The organism is Algoriphagus terrigena DSM 22685, assembly GCF_000429445.1.
GTDB lineage: Bacteria > Bacteroidota > Bacteroidia > Cytophagales > Cyclobacteriaceae > Algoriphagus > Algoriphagus terrigena.
Window position 1 is genome coordinate 155,032 of record NZ_AUBW01000011.1, and the last position, 18,097, is coordinate 173,128.

At 47.8% G+C, this 18,097-nt stretch carries 21 protein-coding genes; 7 read left to right on the forward strand and 14 right to left on the reverse strand.

The features are described from left to right. Nucleotides 1–12: 12 nt before the first annotated feature. The gene (locus G459_RS0111850; protein WP_026967845.1) at nt 13–207 is read left to right on the forward strand and encodes a DUF6728 family protein; all 195 of its coding nucleotides are present in this window, start codon (nt 13–15) and stop codon (nt 205–207) included. 16 nt (nt 208–223) lie between these two features. Here the strand turns inward: G459_RS0111850 and G459_RS0111855 are convergent, their stop codons facing one another. Then, nucleotides 224–1,114 (reverse strand): sterol desaturase family protein, encoded by an 891-nt coding sequence (locus G459_RS0111855; protein ID WP_026967846.1) that lies wholly within the window; start codon nt 1,112–1,114, stop codon nt 224–226. Between the two features lie 169 nt (nt 1,115–1,283). On the opposite strand from G459_RS0111855, the gene G459_RS0111860 reads away from it, so the two are divergent. After that, nucleotides 1,284–2,360, forward strand: coding sequence for an amidohydrolase family protein (locus tag G459_RS0111860; RefSeq protein WP_169725024.1), 1,077 nt, complete (start codon nt 1,284–1,286; stop codon nt 2,358–2,360). A 2-nt stretch (nt 2,361–2,362) separates the two neighbouring features. Here G459_RS0111860 and G459_RS0111865 read toward each other — a convergent pair whose 3' ends face one another. From G459_RS0111865 to G459_RS0111895, 6 genes are all read right to left on the reverse strand, one after another. After that, complete coding sequence (locus G459_RS0111865; protein ID WP_026967848.1) at nt 2,363–2,983, reverse strand: hypothetical protein; 621 nt, start codon at nt 2,981–2,983, stop codon at nt 2,363–2,365. A gap of 127 nt (nt 2,984–3,110) precedes the next feature. Beyond that, nucleotides 3,111–4,367 carry an LVIVD repeat-containing protein gene (locus G459_RS0111870; protein WP_026967849.1) on the reverse strand — a complete coding sequence of 419 codons (1,257 nt, stop codon included), beginning with the start codon at nt 4,365–4,367 and terminating at the stop codon, nt 3,111–3,113. A 171-nt stretch (nt 4,368–4,538) separates the two neighbouring features. Beyond that, nucleotides 4,539–4,877, reverse strand: a complete 339-nt coding sequence (locus G459_RS0111875) for an avidin-fold protein (protein ID WP_026967850.1) — start codon at nt 4,875–4,877, stop codon at nt 4,539–4,541. Nucleotides 4,878–5,093: 216 nt separating this feature from the next. Continuing rightward, nucleotides 5,094–5,714, reverse strand: coding sequence for a hypothetical protein (locus G459_RS0111880; protein ID WP_026967851.1), 621 nt, complete (start codon nt 5,712–5,714; stop codon nt 5,094–5,096). Between the two features lie 33 nt (nt 5,715–5,747). Beyond that, nucleotides 5,748–6,167: a GreA/GreB family elongation factor gene (locus G459_RS0111885; protein ID WP_245588173.1), complete on the reverse strand. Its 420-nt coding sequence runs from the start codon at nt 6,165–6,167 to the stop codon at nt 5,748–5,750. Nucleotides 6,168–6,532: 365 nt separating this feature from the next. Further along, nucleotides 6,533–7,534 (reverse strand): amidohydrolase family protein, encoded by a 1,002-nt coding sequence (locus G459_RS0111895; protein ID WP_026967854.1) that lies wholly within the window; start codon nt 7,532–7,534, stop codon nt 6,533–6,535. Between the two features lie 347 nt (nt 7,535–7,881). Here G459_RS0111895 and G459_RS0111900 point away from each other — a divergent pair, with 347 nt between their 5' ends. Further along, complete coding sequence (locus tag G459_RS0111900; protein ID WP_157373322.1) at nt 7,882–8,496, forward strand: hypothetical protein; 615 nt, start codon at nt 7,882–7,884, stop codon at nt 8,494–8,496. A gap of 53 nt (nt 8,497–8,549) precedes the next feature. Further along, nucleotides 8,550–9,296, forward strand: coding sequence for a hypothetical protein (locus tag G459_RS0111905; RefSeq protein ID WP_157373323.1), 747 nt, complete (start codon nt 8,550–8,552; stop codon nt 9,294–9,296). Nucleotides 9,297–9,472: 176 nt separating this feature from the next. Here the strand turns inward: G459_RS0111905 and G459_RS0111910 are convergent, their stop codons facing one another. The 3 genes from G459_RS0111910 to G459_RS0111920 all read right to left on the reverse strand — a co-directional run bounded on the left by G459_RS0111910 (nt 9,473) and on the right by G459_RS0111920 (nt 11,969). Further along, complete coding sequence (locus tag G459_RS0111910) at nt 9,473–10,318, reverse strand: SDR family oxidoreductase (RefSeq protein WP_026967857.1); 846 nt, start codon at nt 10,316–10,318, stop codon at nt 9,473–9,475. Nucleotides 10,319–10,355: 37 nt separating this feature from the next. Next, nucleotides 10,356–11,180, reverse strand: a complete 825-nt coding sequence (gene ygiD / locus G459_RS0111915; RefSeq protein ID WP_051315187.1) for a 4,5-DOPA-extradiol-dioxygenase — start codon at nt 11,178–11,180, stop codon at nt 10,356–10,358. Nucleotides 11,181–11,390: 210 nt separating this feature from the next. Continuing rightward, on the reverse strand, nt 11,391–11,969 hold the full coding sequence (locus tag G459_RS0111920) for a Crp/Fnr family transcriptional regulator (protein WP_026967859.1): 579 nt from the start codon (nt 11,967–11,969) through the stop codon (nt 11,391–11,393). A gap of 287 nt (nt 11,970–12,256) precedes the next feature. On the opposite strand from G459_RS0111920, the gene G459_RS0111925 reads away from it, so the two are divergent. Continuing rightward, nucleotides 12,257–12,649, forward strand: a complete 393-nt coding sequence (locus tag G459_RS0111925; RefSeq protein ID WP_245588174.1) for a GNAT family N-acetyltransferase — start codon at nt 12,257–12,259, stop codon at nt 12,647–12,649. A 148-nt stretch (nt 12,650–12,797) separates the two neighbouring features. Here G459_RS0111925 and tssD read toward each other — a convergent pair whose 3' ends face one another. The 3 genes from tssD to G459_RS0111945 form a co-directional block, all read right to left on the reverse strand. Beyond that, nucleotides 12,798–13,289 (reverse strand): type VI secretion system tube protein TssD, encoded by a 492-nt coding sequence (gene tssD, locus G459_RS0111930; RefSeq protein ID WP_026967861.1) that lies wholly within the window; start codon nt 13,287–13,289, stop codon nt 12,798–12,800. Nucleotides 13,290–13,816: 527 nt separating this feature from the next. Beyond that, nucleotides 13,817–14,686: a TlpA family protein disulfide reductase gene (locus G459_RS27350; RefSeq protein ID WP_051315185.1), complete on the reverse strand. Its 870-nt coding sequence runs from the start codon at nt 14,684–14,686 to the stop codon at nt 13,817–13,819. Between the two features lie 193 nt (nt 14,687–14,879). Continuing rightward, nucleotides 14,880–15,491, reverse strand: coding sequence for a transposase (locus G459_RS0111945; protein ID WP_026967862.1), 612 nt, complete (start codon nt 15,489–15,491; stop codon nt 14,880–14,882). A 272-nt stretch (nt 15,492–15,763) separates the two neighbouring features. On the opposite strand from G459_RS0111945, the gene G459_RS0111950 reads away from it, so the two are divergent. Next, nucleotides 15,764–16,111: an MmcQ/YjbR family DNA-binding protein gene (locus G459_RS0111950; RefSeq protein ID WP_026967863.1), complete on the forward strand. Its 348-nt coding sequence runs from the start codon at nt 15,764–15,766 to the stop codon at nt 16,109–16,111. Nucleotides 16,112–16,520: 409 nt separating this feature from the next. Continuing rightward, nucleotides 16,521–17,480 (forward strand): ABC transporter ATP-binding protein, encoded by a 960-nt coding sequence (locus G459_RS0111955; protein WP_026967864.1) that lies wholly within the window; start codon nt 16,521–16,523, stop codon nt 17,478–17,480. Nucleotides 17,481–17,811: 331 nt separating this feature from the next. Here the strand turns inward: G459_RS0111955 and G459_RS0111960 are convergent. After that, on the reverse strand, nt 17,812–18,097 hold a 286-nt coding region (locus G459_RS0111960; protein ID WP_026967865.1), incomplete at its 5' end, for an integrase core domain-containing protein.

Here is an 18,097-nt window from a genome sequence, read left to right on the forward strand (position 1 = left end):
ATTTGAAAAGAGATGTCAGAGAAAAATAAAACCCAGGAATTCTTTAAGCTTGGTGAAGTGGGTAACTACTTTATCCGTGTTTTTCAAAAGCCCGATCCCAGCAAACCCACCAATATCAACCTTCGGATGATGCACGGGATCAACAAGATCTCGATCATCATCTTTTTGATTGCCATTGTCGTGTGGACTGTCAAGAGGTTTATTTGATTCAATCTCGCGAGGGTCAATCCTTCTTTTTCTCAAAAATACGCCGAAACGGCTCGGTGTTTTGACGGACAAAATCCTCCGGAAAATTCTCTTCGTCAGGCAAGCCAACAGGCAGGTTTTCGTCATCCGACGGCCAGTGATTTGTGCGAAAGATAAAATCCCAGACGCTGAGCGTAATCCCGTAGTTGAAGCCGTTTGGTTTATCGGCGGGCAGATTTCTGACATGGTGCCAAAGGTGCATCTGAGGGCCGTTTAGGATGTATTTTAAGGGGCCAAGCGGAATTTTTAAGTTAGCATGACCGATCTGTCCAGTCACCAAGGTGAAGATATGGACGATGAAAAAGTCGGTCAGTCCCACGCCGATCATTGCCAGAGGAATGTATTCCAGCGTGCGATAGATCACATTCTCCATCCAGTGATAGCGGAGCAGCGCTGCAAATCCCATCTGCCGGGTGCTATGGTGTACTTTGTGAAACTCCCACATCCAGCCCACGTGATGGTACATCCGGTGGATGTTCCACTGCATAAAATCCCTCACCACGAATATCAGGACCAGCCGCGCCCAAAAAGGCCAGGATTCAATCTGGATTGCCACGATATTGGTGATGCCAAACAGTCCGAGGAAATCTTTGAACAACTCCACTGCAACCATCGAGAGCGCGTTGTAGGCGATCAGCGCAAACAGGAAATAATTCCAAAACAGGTAAAACAGATCCATCCAAAAGTCCTGACGGATGGCCGGTTGATCCTTTCTCCAGGGAAAAATCAGCTCTAAGATCCAGATCACCAGCGAGGCACCGACCAACCAATAGAAGTAGTTGTGCCAACTCGGGTGGGTGATTTCATTGAAAAGGTAATTGGCGTAGCCGTAGTAGCCATCGACAAGTGCCTTGCCGTATTTTTCCATAATTCAAAGATGAAAAATCAAAAAGGAATAATTGACAAATCTGAAATCTGATTGAGAAATTTGGAATCCAACGTCCCGGCCCAAAGACCGGTCCTTCGGCCTTCCGTCTCCCGTCCATAAATCTCACCTCTCTCTAGTATCTTGCATCTCACATCTTACGTCTAAAATGATGATCGATCTGATTTTCCCACTTTTCGTCGCAACATTCGCGCTCTTTGCCCAATCTGGAGAGGAGACTTATTATGGCTTGGATGACTTTCAGAAGGTGAAAAAGGTCGATACGCACACGCATCACAATTCCGAAAGCAGTGCCCTGACGGAGGCAGCCAAACTATCGAATTTTTACCTGCTCACGGTGAGTGTCGACGTACCAGACTATCCTTCCTTGGAAGAACAAGTCAGGTTGGCATTGCTGCAAAAAGCCCGAAACCCCGACAACATTGCTTTCCTCTCAACGATTTCTCTCGAAAACTGGAGTGATCCAGACTGGGCGCAGAAAGAGATCGCGCGGATCAGGGAGACCTTTGACCAAGGTGCGCTTGGGATCAAAATCTGGAAAAACATCGGGATGACATACAAAGATGAAAACGGTGCTTTTATCATGGCCGACCATCCGAGATTGGAGCCAATCTTTCAGTTTGTCCAAGACGAAGGCAAGACCTTGATGGCGCATCTCGGCGAACCCAGGAACTGCTGGCTTCCCATCGAAGAGATGACGGTCAACAGTGACAGGTCTTACTTTTCAAGACATCCCGAGTACCACATGTACCTGCATCCGGAGTTTCCCAGCTATGAGCAACAGGTGGAGGCCCGCGATAGACTTTTGAAGAAATTTCCGGACCTGCGGTTTGTAGGGGCACACCTGGGAAGTGTCGAATGGAACGTCGATGAACTCGCCAAGCGACTGGATAGCTTTCCCCATATGGCCGTGGATATGGCTGCCAGGATCGGCCATTTGCAGCTTCAGAGTCAAAAAGATCGGGATCGGGTGAGGGACTTTATGATCAAGTATCAGGATCAGCTCATCTATGGGACGGATCTTGAAATCTCAGGCGATCCAGATCCAGAAGAGGTCAAGTCCAGGGCAGTCGCCACCTGGCAAAGGGACTGGACGTACTTAGTCAGCGATGAATGGATGGAAGTAGGCGACGTAAATGGGAGATTTCAGGGACTCAAGCTCCACAAAGAAGTCGTGGATAAGATCTACTACCACAATGCCGTGAAGTGGTTTGGAGTCGACTTTTGAACTCAAAAACTCAAGCCCACGCGGAGAACCAAGCTTTGGAGAGAGTAGGCGGTTTCTGTGAGGGAATTGTAACCGGGAGGAAGTCCGGAACTGGGAAAGGGCCTGGGATTCACTTGGTCAAACGAGCCGTTGAATAATGAGAACTCCTGCAGCTTGTAAGCCAAAATGATTGTGAAAGCTGTCTTTTGCTTTTTTCCCGGAAAATACGCGCCGATCGATGGGCTTACCATCACACCGCCTTCGTACCAGCTTTTACCCCATTCCGTTTCTGTCTTTTCCGTCAAAACTGTTGAGCCAGCTCCAATGTCAAAACCTCCGATCAGCTGAGCCTTGTCTTTTGGTCCATGAAAACCTCTCCAGCCCAAAGCAAACGGAAGGATGTCAATCGACGGATAGTGGTCCAAGCCCACGGAAACACCGACGACGTGGTGCTTGGCGAACCTGACGCCATGAAATGTAATCATGGAGAAACTAGTCCTAGGCTCCGACTCGCCGTTCCAGTTGTCCTCACTTTGACCAAACATCGCCCCAAATTCCGTCTGGTTGTAGTAGACCTTCTCCTGACCATATCCAGAGGCTATCGTCAACACACAAATGCATACAATCAGGAAGCTAATTTTCATTTTCTGTTTTTAAACGAAACCTTACTATAGCCAAATTCCTCAACTCGCCGGAGGCTTCGTAAATCGTAATTTTCAAAAAGCAACCTATCTATATCCAACCTCCTCGACTCGCCCAAGGCCTTTTAAATCACTTAACCACCACTGGGTTTTTTACATCGATGCAGCTCAGTTTGACCAGCTTGGACGGCGTGCTGTAGTCATACTGACAAACTCCGTCTGGGCCGATTACGATCAGCGATTTTGGGCCAGGGATCAGATCTACAGACTTCATTGATTCGATAAATTCCATCTGGTTTTGGTCGATGGTCATGACGTCAGTCACTTTGAAGCTTTTCAATCCATGCGCTCCTTCTGCGACATAAAGATTGTCACCGGCCAGCCCAAGCCCATGTGGATTAAGCATCGAATAAGCTTTTTTCAGATAGGGGTTGTAGGGGTCTTTGATGTCGATGACCTCTAGTTGGTTGACGTTATTGAAGCAGGAGTTGCCGTTTCGGAGGGTGACAAAGGCAAAGTCCTCGTTGACGACTACAGGATCACAAGCCACGATGTGTTCGTAAACAGCCATTCGTGTTGGGCTCGCCGGAGTCGAAGCATCATAGATATGCATCCCACGGTTTGAACCGATAAAGAGTTTGTTCTGAAAAGGAAAGATCGTTTCGATGCCCCAGCCCAGATCGATCGGCTTGATAAACTTGGGATCTGCCGCACTTTTCACATCAAATACCCGCATGGTAGACTCATCCACCGCATAGAGGTGCTGATTGGCTAGTGTGAATCTCGCCATAGATCCGCCAGTGCCATAGCTCTGCGCAGCTGCGGAGTAGTTTGCTGCAAAGCTTAAGCTCGAATTCACAGCGAAGAATTCACAGTTTGGACATCCCCAGTTGGCAGTTTCGGAGGTAAGCACGGTATCTTTGTACGTAATGACTTGTCCGGTTGCGTGGTTGTACATGTGCGTAAACACGTCCTCGACTCGCTTGATGAGTTGGATGTTATTCAAGTTGCTGATGTCAAAAGCCAGCAGATCGACGTAGTTGTCAGCATAGAGGATGTTGCTGTTTACAGCCAGATCCACGTTGCCTTCGATAGGGATAAAGTTCTTGTTGATGGGGTTCGACGGGTTGGTATTGTCCAGGATATGGATTCCCTTCGTGGGCTCGTTGATGAGCAGGTAGTCGCCGTAGATGTAGATTTTTCCCGGACTTTCCAATTCCTGGGGAGGTTCTACGGATATGGTTCTGGCTCGGACGTCACTCATCTCCAGGTAAACTGGCATCATCGTCCGGTAAGTGTGGCTCGTGGTGACTTCATCCTGGCAGGAAACGGCGAGAAATGAGATCATCAAAACCCAAAGCAGCTGTGGTAATCTTGAAGTTGTCATAAGCGAAAAGTTTGGTTGAGGAAAAATCCGAGGTTAACGACCAGACGGGAATAGCTTTCCAAATGCTACAACTATGAAATTTAATTTTGGAAAAGAAGAAAAATTTCTCAGAAAGATCAAGTGTTTGAGAGGATTTAAAGTACAAATCACATCTTTCCCAAAGGGCGTCTTTCAGATTTCCTCCAACACCGAGTTTCCCTCGGAAAAGTCTCCCGAAGTCCATTGCCAGGTCTCATGCAGCCGGATCTTTCCGTTGGGAAGGATTTCCGGAACTGAGCGGCAGATTCCGGTCATCAGTTCATTGCTGCTGTTTACCTGGTGGTAGCGCATCTCGATCTTGCCATCTTCATCGACCAAACCGATCAAATGGCCCTGCAGGATCTTGCCTCCGGAATACTCAGAAGTAAGAATATTCCCTTGCTGCTGATAGTGAAAGACAGTTTCTGCGGAGGTTTCCCCGTTTTCTGAGTTGAGGACGGGGTGGAAGGTTTTGCCGTGGTAGTTGATCATTGGGTTAAAAAAAGAACATTTTTTTCTGAGCACAAAGAAGCTCTTCAGAATTGAGACTTTGGATATCAAAGAATAAAAAGAATAAGTCGGGTCCAGCTTCTGGAGAGGCTGGACAAGTGCAATGATTTTTCCAGCAGAGTGTAAGGCTGTGGAGGTAAAAAACTTTCACAAAAAAAACCTTTGAAAAACAGGCTTTCAAAGGTTCTTAAATAAGATTTAATTCAGATTTTCAGTTGAGATAGAATTCTGCTTCTGGAGTGTCTTGGAAGCGAACAGGATTCCCTGAACCATCAATCCGAGGATGATCACCAGGCAGATTTCAAACTGCGAACTGATCGAACTGGACTTGAAAAGCTGCTGCGATTGTGTCAAGAGCGATTGACCTTCGCTGATCTGGATTTCCGACAGAAGGCGAAGATCCATCAGCGCTTCCTCAATCTTCGAGTTGGCGCCTTCGATCTTGCCGTCTAGCAGCGCTTTGTCGAGCTCCCAAGTGAGTTTTTCGAAATGCTCAAAATGCATCTCCTCAGCTTTGGTTAGCTCAGTGTTCAGATAGAGGAGATTGATTTGCTCGATTTCCGACAGTTTCCTTTGGAGGTTTTCGGTTTGACGGACGACTGGATTCTCCAATATTTCCTGGATTTGGTGCAGTTCTTCCGACAGTCGGAGGATGTAGCTCTCCACCATCAGCCGGTCTTCATAGATAGACTCGAAGGCAGTTTTCAGCCGCTCGGAGTTTGAGCGATCTCTGAGATTGTTTGCTAAAACCAACACCAGCACGGTCAACAGTAATAGAGCCGTGCCCGTTTTTCTGGGAATACTGTACGTCCATTTCATAATCAAAGGAGTTTTGGGTTGTGATCCGGTTGGTTAAATCTTTACTGGCGCTGTATCATTGACGACTTTCAGGATCTGGAGTTTTTTGAGTCCGCCGGGAAGCATCCATTCGACCAGCATCCCTTCACTGAAGCCAATCAACGCTACGCCAAGAGGACTCAATATCGAGATTTTTTGCTGACTTAGGTCGGCTGCTTTTGGCATGACCAGACTGAGTTGAAGTGTTTTTCCGGTAGCGACATCCATCACTTCAAAATAAGAATTGAGGCGAATAACGTTTGCTTCGATCGTGTCGTCAGGCACTTTCTTGGCTGTATTGAGTTCTTTTTGCAGCTGACCCATTTCTTTGGTACGCTGGGAAGCGGGCATATCATGGATCAGGGAATAGATCGTTTTATAGTCAGTAGTTGAGATAATCGGTTGCATATCAGTAGTGTGTAAATAGATTTTCACCTCTGGGGGAATTACCAAAGGTGGGTGGACATAGAAAAAAGACGGGTAAAAAGCCCTCCGTTTAAGTACCCAACGGAGGGTTAGCTGATAAAGGCCTTGCTATGAGACACAAGCATCCCCTGCGCTGCACGGCAACTAGTGCCATCAGCTACCAAAAGTCCGGTAAGGGGGATGTTGTAAGAGAGGATCATATGGAGTCTAAAATAGGCAAAGTATTCGCCTTGGACAAGTGTATGACGAAGCCTGAAGGCAAAAGGTTCCAGAAGCGGGGACCGGGGGTGGGTTTTGGGATGGGACTGGAAAAAAGCGGCCCACAGGTACGTGGGCCGCGGGATAGATAGGGTAACAGTAATTGAGGGTTGAGTTTACTCAAATTTTTTGGGATCCCAGTTGAAGAATCGGATGGCATTGTTGAAGAAGATATCCCGCTTCTGGTCTTCGCTTAGGTAGTTTGCGTTTTCGATGACGCCGATGGAAGTCTCCAGAAGCTCCGGCCACATCATCAGATCCGTGCCATAGAGAATCCGCTTTCCAAATCCGGCCTGCACCAGTCTTCTCAGGTACATGTGGATTTCCTCGAGTGGATAGCTCCAGATAAATCCTGCCAAATCCACATACACGTAGGCATTGGCTCCCATCAGAGCGATCATCTCGTCGATCATCGGATAGCCGGCATGCATGACCCAGATCTTCAGATTGGGATGCTTGGCCAGGACATCTTCCAGTAGGAAAGGTCTGCCCATCGACGCCCGATATTTAGGAGAGGAGAGATTTGCCATCCCATTCCCGCCAGTGCCCATGTGGATGCCAACCGGGATGCCGAGTTTCTCAGCCACGGCAAAATACTCATCCAGCGATGGATCTGCTGGCGACATTCCCTGATACTGGGGAGCGATCTCACCCATGACTTGGTAAAATCCATTGCTCAGTGAATCCTCAAATGCCTGGACACTCATGCCCTGGGAGATTCCGATGGAGGGGATCACACGATCTGGGGCCGCTTTTTTCCAGCGATGTAAGATCTCTGCATCACCGCTGGCCACAAAGGTGATGTTGAGCCGCTCGGCAGTTTCCATCAGCTTCTGCTGAAACTCCTCGTCGGACTTGGCGGCTTTCAGCGGATGTGCGCAGTCGGTGGAGATAAAGGAAGGACCTGGCTGACCCGGGATGCTTCCAGGCATGCTGCTCAGAAACCACGGACACATATCGGAAGCAAAGGCAGGATTGACTTTCATCGCATGGACATGCACATCGATGATGGGCTTGGCTTTCGGTTTGTCTTGGGCCATGCCCGTTGTCGCCTGGAAAATCAGGATCGGAAGTACAAGGAAACTCTTCCAAGAGAGATGGGAAAAGATAGGTTTCATGGGTTGGCGTTGAAGTCTAGGCAAGATTTGCTTCGCCAAAGTAAATGAGAAATTCTATTTATCCAAAAAGAGACAATAGAGGAGTAGATATCTAGATCGTCGAAGCTTTTTAGGGGAGAGGATCTCCGAACCTGCTTTTTCATAAAAGAGGATCGAAGACTAGCACAGGATATGAACTTTAATCAAGTATCACGCTGCAAAAAGGCGCTTTACTGATCTCAGAGCGGCATTGAGGCAAAGATTCTACAGTTTTGGAGTGTGTCTCAGCCGGTCGAATTGAGGAGGTTTGCATCTAAAATCATCAGCGTGTCGAACCTTTTTTGAACCTAAAATTTAAAATGGAGCCCATGAAAATCTTTTCTAACCCTTTTTTTAGACCTGTTTTTTTGATTGGGCTCCTTTCAGTTTTTGGAGGCTGCGATCTGATACAGGATACCTTTCCGGAAAGTGATGAAAAGGGAAAAATCACCTGCAAGGTCAACGGAGAGGAGTTTGCGGCAGCCGGCAACAAGAGCATCGCTGCGATGGATTTTATTGTGGCGGAGATGGAGCGCGAGGGCGACACTTTTCTATTGACTGTCGTCGGAGTCAGTCAGTACGATGGAGGAGGAGCTTTGGCAGTGGGCTTCAAGATTGGCGGCCACTCCCTGGCAGATATCCAGCCCGGCACGACGCTGACGGAATGGAACTATGATGAAAGTATCATCGGAGACTTTCAGGGCGCGATGGGAGGAGTGGAGGAAAGGACTTCGGTCAATTCCGATGAGGCGAAGTATAAGGCGAGCTCCAACCATGCAGACCTGATGAGTCTGACGGTGACGGAGTTTGATACACTCCAAAAGAAACTCTCGGGGACTTTTTATTTCAAAGCCAAAGATCAATACAACGGGACTGAGATTGAGGTGACCGAGGGGGTCTTTTCCAATCTCGAGTGGACTGACAAAGCTCCTGTAACGAATTAAAAATCAGCAATACAAGTCAAAATTCAACCATTTACTAACCAAAACTATCTACCATGAAAACAATGAAAAGTTGGAAGTCTATCTTCCTGGCAAGTTCTGCCGCTGCAATGCTTATCTCTTGTACGGAGAACAATGACGATCAACCGGTCTTAGGGGAAAGTGAAGTGACTATCTCTGCCACAGTCGGCAACAGTGAGGAAAGTCCCAATGCACGTACCAACAGCCTGATCTATGGCAATATCGCCATCACGGATGTGCGAATCTCGGTGGATAACATCAAGATGCACCTGAGGACAAAAAGTGAGGATAGCAAGAAGCCCGATATCGCCCACATCAAAACCAACCAGCCGATGACCGTTACCTTGGTCAAGGATGGTCAGGTCCTGGTGGCTCCGTTGGCGAGTAGCATGGTCGCTAACGAAATCTATGGCAAGGTGGATTTTGACTTGGTCAAAGCCGCTGACGTGCCCGAGACGGATGAGATGTACGGCTATTCGGTGATTACTAAGGCGACTTGGTTTGATATTCCAGCCGTGATGTACCTCGATCTCGAAGACGAGGTGAGTATGCAGTTTAATAAGGGACTGGAAGTGAATGGTGCGCAGAATCTTTTGCTGACGCTATACATGGACAAGTTTCTCGAAGGTGTAGCTCCGTCCCTGGTGGCAGATGGCAACAGTGATGGGCTGATCGAAGTCGGCCCTAACGATGAGGACGGAAATGCCGAAGCCTATGCGGCGATCAAAGCAAACATCAAAGAAGCCCTGGTCTTCAAAAACGGAGAATTCAAAAACAATTGATCGAAAGTGCTGAATTTTGACGGGTAAGGTTCCGACAGCTTCCGCTTGTCGGGTATTATTCAGATAGCATCGGAGGATTCTTCCGGTGCTATTTTTTTTGTCAGGAGTGTAAAAGCAAAAAGACAAAACCATCGGTTCTGCCTTTTTGTAAAATCAGGTGTGTTAAGTTGTACTGGTTACTGCATTGCTTCTTTGACGGTTCCGGCCATTGGAGTGGTCGGTCTGCCGATCAGCTGTGACAGTTGTTTGGAGTCATCGTAGAGGTCGCCTTTGGCCATACCGGTATCCCAACTTGCAATCGCTTCAGCCAGTCCGCCCGGCAATCCCACACTCTTCAGGATGTTTGCATATTCCGTCTCGGGCAGGTCGGTGTAGGGGATATTCTTCCCGCTGTTTTTGCTGATCTCTGCTGCGAAATCGGTCAGCGTATAGGCTTCGTCACCCGCCAGTTCATAGACTTTTCCAATATGCTTCTCGTCCAGAAGGACTGCTGCTGCTGCTTCGGCATAGTCCCGACGGGCAGCTGCTGAGATCTTTCCGGCACCTGCGCTGCCCACCAAAGCTCCCGCATCCAGCGCACCTGAGATGGATCCTGCTTGGTTTTCGGTGTACCAACCGTTGCGGAGGATGGTATGGGGGATCCCCGATTCTTTGAGCGCTTGCTCCGTTGCCACGTGCTCACCGGCAAGGCTGATTGAAGAATCTGTCGCATGAAGCAGGCTGGTGTAGACAATCCATCTCACGCCGGCCTCTTTGGCGGCTTGGATGACATTGGAATGTTGCTCAGTCCGTTTGCCGACCTCGCTGCTGGAGATGAGGAGAAGACGGTCGATCCCTTCCAGGCTTGCCGCCAAAGTTTCCGGCTTGCTGTAGTCAAAGACGCGGACTTCAGTGCCCAGACCGGTTACTTTTTCAGGATTTCTCACCAGTGCGACTACACCTTCAGAAGCTACTTTGTTTTTTAATTCGGCGATGACCAGATTTCCCAATTGGCCCGAGGCGCCTGTTACTGCGATTTTCATTGTGCTAAAATTTAGTGGTAGTTATTTCAATTGATTGTTATCCGATCTTGACTGAGGTCATGGTCAGGGAGCCTCCGAGCGGCTCGTCGTTGAAGAGACTGACCGGTTCGTCTTTGTCCTGCAGCGCCAGTGTGTAGAGAAGCGGGAGGTAATGCTCCGGTGTGGGAATGGCCAGTTCGAACGCCTTCCCAAGTCTGGAGTAGTGGATGAGGTCCTCGTGATTTCCGCTCAGGATGTCCGCCTTGATCTTGTCGTTGGCCTCTATCGCCCAGTCGTATCCGTAGGGTTCGTTGAGTTTTTGCCAGTGAACCATGCGGAGGTTGTGGACGACATTGCCGCTGCCGACGATCAGGATGCCTTTCTCTCGCAAGCGGCTCAGTTCTTTGGCTAGCTCATAGTGCTCCTGAGGTGTCTTGTAATAGTCCAGACTGAGCTGCACCACGGGGATATTTGCGTCAGGATACATGTGGCGGATGACCGTCCAAGCTCCGTGATCCAGACCCCACTGATCGTCCAGATGAATGTCGGTCGAGTGGACAGACGACTTGATCTCGGCTGCCAGCTCAGGCATGCCGGGGGCAGGGTACTGCACTTGGTAGAGCGCAGGCGGAAATCCCCCAAAGTCGTGAATCGTCTTCGGGTTTTTCATCGCTGTCACCTGAGTGCCTCTCGTCTCCCAATGTGCCGACACCACCAGAACCGCCTTGGGTATCTCGATCTGGGCGGAGACGTTTCTGAATCCTTTCACAAACTGATTCTCTTCGATGGCATTCATCGGGCTGCCGTGTCCCAGGAAAAGCACCGGCATCTTTGGGGTGTTTTCCAAAGGACCTAAGATGGATTTTAAGCTGGATAAGTTCATGGCTCCATAAGTTGACGCAGCGATCAGTGCTAGCGATTTAAGAAATGAGTTTCGGTTCATGACAGCTGAGGAATGGATAGGATATCACTCCCGGATGACCGTCGTAGATAGATCACGATACAAAGGTAGACCTGCCTAATACTCCATACCCTTGATGTAGGTTAAGAAATTGGGTTGATCTTGGGTAAGATTCGGAGGAGGGATGCAGCCTTACTTCTTCTTGCGGATGCGACTCAGGCTCTCGGGCGTGATGCCGAGGTAGGAAGCAATGTAGGTCTGGGGGACGCGCTGCAGGATGGAACAGTTTTCCTTGATCATGTCATTGTATCGCTCCTCAGCCGTGTCCCACATGGTGGAATTGAGCCGTTGAAGCGCATTGAGATAGGCTCTCTGAAACAAGATCCGGAAGTAGCGCTCCAACTTGGGAACTTCAGCGTAGAGCGTTTCCAGCCGCTCGTAGGAAATCCGCAACAGGGTAGAGGGCTCGATGGATTCGATGTAATAATTAGAGGGTTTTTGGGAGAAAAAGCTCTCCAGATCACTGATCCAGCTGTTTTCCAGGCTGAGCTGGAAGATGTGTTCTACTCCCTTTTCGTCCACGTGGTAGGATCTGACTGCTCCGGAGGCGATGAAATAGACATAGCGACAGACGTCACCCGGCACCAGAAGATCCTTCTTCTTTTTGACGGCAATCGGCTCGAATGCATCCAAGATCAGGCTTTCTTCAGCTTCATTCAGTTCCACCCATCGTTGGATGTAGTAGATCAACTTGTGGTCGGGTATAGTCATCGGTCTAGAAACAAAACTGAGACGGAAAGATTCCCGAATTGGGGTACGTCAGGAGGCTGTAAATTCCGTGGAAGTGGAGGCCTCTATATTTTATCAAGAGAGCTCCTGACTTGAAGCTATCTTTCGAGGAACGAGCCGGCTAGTAGACCTGGAAAAAACAGGTTGATTATCAGCTTTTAAGTGTGGACTTTTATTGAATCTCTGGCCTTTAACACCAAGCACCTCACCTTGATCCCTTGATGGAACTCCTTCCAATATCCCGAACAGTTGATGAAAATCCCCGCTTCATGGCTGATGCATCGGCTGCACCGATTTGTCAGATGATGGAGGATTACTATGAAAAAATCGGTTTCAGCCCGCCTTGGATCGGGTATTTTTCTTTTGAAGAAGGAGAACTGACGGGCACGGGAGGATTTAAAGGTCAACCTGTCAACGGCGCCGTGGAGATCGCCTACGGCACTTTTGAGCCTTTTAGGCAGCGGGGAGTCGGAGCAGCTATCTGTCGGCAACTCGTCCTCCTGGCTCAAAAGTCTGATCCAAGCGTAAAGATCACCGCCCGGACGCTTCCTGAAAACAATTTCTCAACCAAGATCCTGGAGAAGAATGGATTTGAATTTTCCGGAACAGTGCAGGATCCCGATGATGGGGAAGTTTGGGAATGGGTTTATAGAAAACAGTAGAGACAATGATCATCGGTAGCGAATTGCCTTGTTGACTCCTTGAAAAAGATGCCGTCGGTCCTGCAAATCATTGCGACTAACCGTATCACCTGCACCGCAGCTCATGTATGTAGAAGAACGGCAGACAGCGAGGCCCATCAAAAGTGCATTACCAGTTATCTGCTACACTTCTGTTTCCAAGATACCAGTGGAATTCAATTTGTTCATACACAAAGGATAGCTCTTCCGTGCGCTCATAGCGAGTGAGTTCCGGGTTTTTGTTGTTCAGCATGGCGCTTTTGATTCCCACGATTCGTGCGTTGGTTAAAGTGATGCTGTATGCAAGCATCTCCTTCGCCGAGCCACCGGCTGTTCCCAACTTGTTTGGGGTAAAATTCTTCAGTTCCACCGTGGTCAGTATTTCATTTTGGATCAATGCCTGAAATAACGGGATAGTGCTCTGGTCAATCTCCTTCACCACGGTCAGCGGGTGGTGCAGTCTTTTGCCGGTAGCCAATCCGCTGGAAGGGTCGTAAGCCGACATGATTTCATGGTTGTAGGCGACAATCTCTATCCAGCCTTCCCGCCCTCTTTGGATACTTCCTCCTCTGATTGCTCCCTGGTTTTGTCCTTGTACGATGAGGTAACTGCTAAGTGCCATAAGCGTTTTTTTACACTTAAGATAAAAAAGGCATCTCCAAAAAAAGCACCCTTGGCAATATTATTTTCTCAAAACTTTTGTGTTTCCTGCTGTAAGTCAGGCTGTTTTGGGCAGTGCTGGGTTTAATGATGGGAAAGGCAGCGATTCGGTTTGGTGAGTTTGTTGAACTTTTCCGATCTGGGATAGAACTATTACAGCTAAAAGACTCAACGTCCGAGTAAAAAGTATCAACGTTTATACAAAAAGACTCAACGTCCGAGTAAAAAGTATCAACGTTCATATAAAAAGACTCAACGTCCGAGTAAAAAGTATCAACGTTCATATAAAAAGACTCAACGCCCGAGCTAAAAGTATCAGCGTTCATACAAAAAGACTCAAAGTCCGAGTAAAAAGTATCAACGTTCATATAAAAAGACTCAACGTCCGAGCTAAAAGTATCAACGGTTATACAAAAAGACTCAACGTCCGAGTCAAAAGTATCAACGGTTATACAAAAAGACCCAACGTCCAGAAAGGTTGCTTGGCTTTTACTTTGGTGTAGTTGGCGAGGGTGATGGCGGCGGAGGTGGTGGTAGCGATTGATTGTTTTCGGCCAGTTCCGTCTCCCCTTCCAGATACGAGATCATCTCCGAGGCTTTGGTGACGACTTTTGCAATAGATCCATCTTGATTAATGATCAGATGGGTGGGGTAGAGCTGCAAGTCCAGTTTCCCCTGGATCAGCTCCTTTTGTGACGCGACTACCTGATAGTCAAACTCCCTCTTCTTTAAGAATTCCTCCAATTCAGATTGGGAATCCAAAGCCAGACTGATGAAGACCAGGTCATCCCGCGTGCTGTACTTCCCGACCAGTTCGTTCAGCATGGGCATCTCTTCTAAACAGGGTTTGCAGGCGATAAACCAAGTCTTCAGGATCAGGGTCTTGCCCTTTGTACTTTGATTGGTGTAGTGATTCCCCGCAAGATCGGTCAAGTCAAACTCAGGAAAGGCCGTTCCCTCCATGTTGAAATGCTTCAGGTTGATCAGCGATTGATTTTCAATCGTGGGAGCAATGTCCTTGTGGGCTGATCCCTCAAGCTTGAAAAGTTGGTAAGTCTCTGGCTTCTTGTCAGAGGCCAGCCTGACCGGAATGTACTTGCCCGTACCCAATTTTTCCAGAAACTGCTTCTTCCCAATCGTGCCCGAAAGCTCATCCATCCCCACGAAGTCCGATGAAAGAGAAATCGTGCGGGAATGGTACGTCCACCACTTCATAAAGTCGGTTTGAAGTGTCTTGACGTCCACGTTGGGATCAAGGCTCGCGGCCTTGCCGGTGACGGCGCTGTCCTCCGACTTTCCCCCACAAGAAAACAGGGCTGCCAGAAGAACTAAGATGAAAAGGGGCTGATGGTTTCTCATGGGTTTGGAATTGTCTCATGGTTTGCAAAAAGTCAGAGTTATGAACTACAATATAAGAGATAAAGTATTTATATGAAAAACAGGTAATTGACAAGGATAGGAGGGGAGGAATTGCAAATCCCAGCCAGCATCATCCTGAATTCCAAGACTCAAAAAGACAGAGTGCGTTGAGAAGGGGGTATTTGATGTTTTTTTAAGAGAAAAATCCATCATCCTTCCAATTGGCAGGATTGTTTTTGATGTATTCTGAAATTCGCTGAAATGATTCATCATTTCGGATGATGTGGTCATGAAACCGTGTTTGCCATGCAAATGGTAATCCCAATCGATTACAGGATTTGGTAACGGCAGATTTGTACGATCCTATAATCGATGAAATGGTATTATTTCCCTGATTTTGAAACCGTTGTTGGCCGGGGGTGGGTAGGGACAACGCATGCGTTGTCCCTACGTCATGCGTTATTCCCACGTCATGCGTTATTCCCACGTCATGCGGTAGGGACAGGGCATGCCCTGTCCCTACGACGTTGTTCCCATTCAAAATCAAAATCCCATGTACGTGATTTGGCATCACGACATATTCCCCCAATTCGATATTTTTTGCATGGTTTTTAATTTCAAACCATAGCACCTCTGCTATGGCACCGGCAGGAGAAACCTGAATTTTTCCTTTCTGTATTTCACCGAAAAAGTGTTGTCGATCCTTTGTAAAAAAGGTAATGAAATAGGCTGCATCACTTCCATAATCCCAATCTTGCTTTCGGGCTGATTCGCTTCGATATTTCCCTTTGAATTTCTCGGACATTAGGCAGAAAATTTATCCAGGTCAATCTAATCTTTGATGTAATCAGGATTCTCTTCCTTGTCCTTGTTGGCTGGAATCCACTACTCAAAAATCCTTAGTCAATTTAATCTTGGACTGGCCTTTTACCAAACCATTCTCCTAGTTTCCTGCATTTATTTTAATTTGAGTTTCGTTTTCTTGTCTTTCTATCGGGAATTCTGAAATTTGGAGGGATTGCTCCAGCCATCCAGCACCCCACATCCTACTTCCAACCTCCAACTTCCAACCTCAACATGACTTTAGAATACTTCCGCGACTATTGCCTTGCCCTTCCGCATGTGACGGAGGATACGCCCTTTGGCCCAACCACGCTGGTATTTCGGGTGGGCGGGAAGATCTTTGCGCTGATGGATATCGATAACTTCCCCTACGTCAATCTCAAGTGCGATCCCGAGCGGGCGGTCGAGCTGCGGGAGCAGTATCCGGGAATCACACCGGGTTATCACATGAATAAGACACTCTGGAACTCGGTCAGCACGCATGGGAATGTACCGGATACGCTGATCCTGGAGTTGGCAAGAGACAGCTATCAGCTGATTCGGGATTCGCTGCCGAAGAAAGTGAGGGATAGTTTGGAGTAGCAGTTTGCAGTGAGCAGTCTGGGGAATTACGATTTACGAAATACGAATTACGAGGCCTTCGGGCGAGGTGAGGAGATTAGGGATAGTTAGGTTTCTCTTTGGAAAATTTACGAATTACGATTTACGAGTTACGAAGTCTTTGAAGATGGAAAGGTCCAAGACAAAGGTGAACTTTACCACGTTTTAACCCTTCGAGTTCGCTCAGGGCGACAACGCCAACTTCCCACTTGTTCAATTAAATATTGAATGATGAAGTTTCGTTTGTGGCCAATTTTTCAATCTTTCAATTTTCAAATTTTTCAACCTTAGAGAATCTCCCAATTTTTCAACCTTTCAGAATTTTTCAATTAATATCGAACATCGAATGTCGGCTACTGCCTACTGAGACTGCTCACTGAATACTGAAAAAATGCCTTTCTTCTCCATCCGCCAAGTATCCAAATCCTACGAATCACAGACGGCCCTGCATCCCTTCTCTTTGGAATTGGCAAAAGGTCAATTCCTCTCGATCGTAGGAGAAAGCGGTTCAGGCAAGAGTACGCTACTGCGGATCGCTGCCGGACTGATGACCCAAAGCAGCGGAGAGGTCTGGTTGGGTGACATGCAGATCCAAAATCCCAAGCAAAAGCTCGTGGCCGGATACGATGAGATTAAGCTGATTCATCAGGATTACCACCTCTTTCCCAATGCGACGGTGGAGGAAAACATCTCGCGTCCGCTGATGAATTTTGATCCCGAATACAAGAAGCTTCGGATGAAAAGGCTGCTGGAGCAGCTGGGACTGGAGAAGTACAAGGACCGTCTGCCGCGACAGTTGAGCGGTGGACAGCAGCAGAAGGTGGCAATTGCGCAGGCTTTGGCCGTGGAGCCGGAGGTTTTACTCCTGGATGAGCCCTTCAGTCATCTCGACACCATCCAAAAGCACAAGTTGATCCTCGAGCTCAAGGAGGTGCTGCGGGAATCCGGCACGACGGTGATCTTTGTGACGCATGATCTGGACGATGCGCTGCGGTTGACCGATTCGGTCCTGATCCTGCAAAAGGGCAAGGTCATCCAAAAAGGAAATTCACAGGATCTCTGCGAGCATCCGAAGACCCGGTATGTGGCGCGGCTTTTTTCCCCGATCAATCTGATTCCGGACCGGTTTGACAGCTATATCCGTCCGTCAGATGTGCGTCTCCGCACCAAGGGGGAAGTCCTCGGTCATGTGATTGATCAGCGGTTTTTGGTGCATTACAATTCACTGTTGGTGAAGCTCAAGAACGGTAGCGAAATCTGGGAAGTCGATGATCCCGCCCGCAAGTATCACATCGGAGACCGGGTTTACCTGCATTTCGATGAGGAGCGGGTGTTGGTTTTGAGGAGTTAGAGTTGGAAGATTGAAAAATTGGCCTCAAGACTCTTCATTATTCGAAATTCAACATTCGATGTTTGATATTGAAATTTGAGATAAATCCCCCCGACCCCCTTTAGGAAAGGGGGAGTTGCGCAATCGGAACCTCAGAACTATTTCCAATAATTCTGAATTTTTTTTCCTCCTTAACCTTGATTCTTCTCTTTCAGGATTGGAGTACCCGTTGACCTGATTCCCCCTTGAAAAGGGGGTTAGGGGGATTGGTTTAAAAATGACTCGTCCTAAAAACAGTTTACAGGTTATAGTTTAAATCCTGATACTGATTGACTGTTTTTGGTTCGTCCTTTTATAGGTTTACAAGTGTACGATTTTTGGCATAGTAGTTTTTCCACAACCGATCTGTTTTTTGATTGGTTTGGTGGATTTCCTCAGGTGTTTTGTTTCCTATACTCATATGAGGTCGTTCTTGGTTGTAGAGGTTGACAACGTGGGAAAGCAACTCGTTTGCCTCTTGTATGGAATTTACTTCATAGCAATCCAGGTATTCTCCTTTGATAATTCCATTGATCCGTTCAGCCAATGCATTTTCCAACGGATCTCCGTTTTCGGTCATGCTGATCGCAATATTATGG